Source organism: Neobacillus drentensis (genome assembly GCF_036965645.1).
GTDB classification, from domain to species: domain Bacteria; phylum Bacillota; class Bacilli; order Bacillales; family Cytobacillaceae; genus Neobacillus; species Neobacillus drentensis_D.
This window is the reverse complement of the sequence record NZ_JBALPZ010000290.1, coordinates 1-1,898: the sequence shown is the minus strand read 5'-3', so window position 1 is coordinate 1,898 and position 1,898 is coordinate 1. Positions and strand designations below refer to the sequence as shown.

General features: G+C 33.5%; 2 protein-coding genes. One reads left to right on the top strand and one right to left on the bottom strand.

Annotated features, from left to right (window positions below):
* Positions 1-125: 125 nt before the first annotated feature.
* The gene (locus V7266_RS30495; RefSeq protein WP_335473019.1) at positions 126-704 is read left to right on the top strand and encodes a hypothetical protein; all 579 of its coding nucleotides are present in this window, start codon (positions 126-128) and stop codon (positions 702-704) included.
* Between the two features lie 133 nt (positions 705-837).
* Here the strand turns inward: V7266_RS30495 and V7266_RS30490 are convergent, their stop codons facing one another.
* Entirely contained in the window at positions 838-1,617 is a 780-nt protein-coding gene (locus tag V7266_RS30490; RefSeq protein WP_335473018.1) for a hypothetical protein, read from the bottom strand.
* Positions 1,618-1,898: the final 281 nt, after the last annotated feature.

The window sequence follows — 1,898 nt, the reverse complement described above, 5'->3', positions numbered from 1 at the left end:
ACGTGCAGCTTACTTCTATAAGCAAGAAGTTTTTTAATCTTAGTTGAATAATTCTTTATGATCTAAAGACGCAGTTTAGTTGATGTACACATTTGTAGCATTATGCGAACCAAGGATGTGATTGTATGTTTCAAGATGGATTTCCAAACTATTTGAGAGATGATGTGACTAAAGCAGTTGGACTGATTCCAAATAAGACTTATAATAATGTCACTATTGGTGTGTCTGAGGATAATATTCAATATTTTCAAGATGATAAGGTAATTAAGTTTCCTTATCGTATCTACTACATTGATATTTCAGATGAAGTTATAGACAATTTAAGTTTACGACAAAAAATTATTTTGCATTGCATTTATTCAAGAAGTTGTGACGGTTTTGTTCGCCAAAAGCATTGTTATTCGTTGCTTCAAATGGATTATGAAGATTGGGCTATTCCTTATATCGTAAAAATATGTGATGAATATGTCGTAGAAATATTAGAAATGACTTATGATATTTTAATAGAACAGGATACGGAACGGATTAAGAGATTTTGTTTTGAAAATATTAGTCCTTTTTGCAAAAGCCATAATAGAATGATTAGCTATTGGAACGAATATTACAGATGTAGATACAAAAATCCCCAAAATTATATTGGCAGGAAGTTATTTAGAGAATGTTTTGGTTATTCTAAATCAATGGAACGGGGGAAAAAGGTGTAATAAAAGCATATGGGTAGTTCGCTAATTTCTCTTATTATGATATAGAATCTCATTTATCCTTCTGAAAACATGTCGAGGAGTTTGTGAAATAACACTTAACCAAAACCATCTAATAGTTTGTGTTGCACTTAAATTAACGGGGGCAATAGTGAAAAAGGCAGCGGAATAATTCCGTTGCTTTTTCACATTTCTCACAGTATTTTTTTATAACATCATCATCTATACCTTCCTCACCTTTTAATTTAATTCCAACGAATTTCCAACGATCTCTTCCGTTTATAATTTGATAGTCAATTTCTATTGGAATAGGATATTGAAAGATTGGTCCATAATATACAAAGGTATGGTACTCGCCGTACTCTCCACATGGGTCTACATCAGGAGGCAATGCTTCCAGCCATTCTTTTGTCAAGTTTTTCCCTAAAAACCCGGACGATAATTTCGTTGAATCTATGGATATGACAGCAGCTTTCCATCCTTCTTCCACCAACTGTCGAGCTAATGTTTCCGTATTCCGTCCCCATAATGGCAATAGCAATTCAAATCCGTATTTCGCGAGTAATTTTTCTTTATAGGTCTTGACCTCTTCCAAAAATAAGTCACCATATGCGATTTTTGTGACTCCGAAATGTTTACTGAAATAAACCATGGTGCTGATTAAACCATCTTCGAAATTCTCCGTGGTAAATTCGTTCATTTTTATTTTGTATAGAGGCAGTCTGATGGCTTCCGCTTGTTTTTCTACTAGCTGTTCATCAATGTGGTGACTAGTGACGTTTCCATTGATCGTACAGGTTGTCACTAACGATATGATTTTATACCTTGGATCCTTTAACAATTGGTTGACTAAGAAAACGGAGTCTTTTCCGGATGAAAAGGCAACAATGATATTTTCAAGGATTGTTTCTTCCATGGTCTCGTCCTTTCTCAAATGATTATTAAATCATCTTCTTTTTCTATAGTTATTTTAATGTCCAATATATTGTGGCGTCCATCTATTTGAGAGAGATTGGCTCAAATTTGATTAAAAATATGATGATCAAAAGAAACTTTTACACAGGGGAATTTGGAATGACACTTTACTAATAGATTTTCTGAATGCACTAACGGGGAGTGGGAGAAGGAACAATAATATACTTACAAATAATGAACTTAAAAGAGTAAAAAACACATCTAGAGGCTGGGACATAACTA

Coding starts and splice junctions, on each gene's coding strand:
- V7266_RS30495 (WP_335473019.1), top strand. CDS start 126: ATGTTTCAAGATGGATTTCCAAACTATTTGAGAGATGATGTGACTAAA.
- V7266_RS30490 (WP_335473018.1), bottom strand. CDS start 1,617: ATGGAAGAAACAATCCTTGAAAATATCATTGTTGCCTTTTCATCCGGA.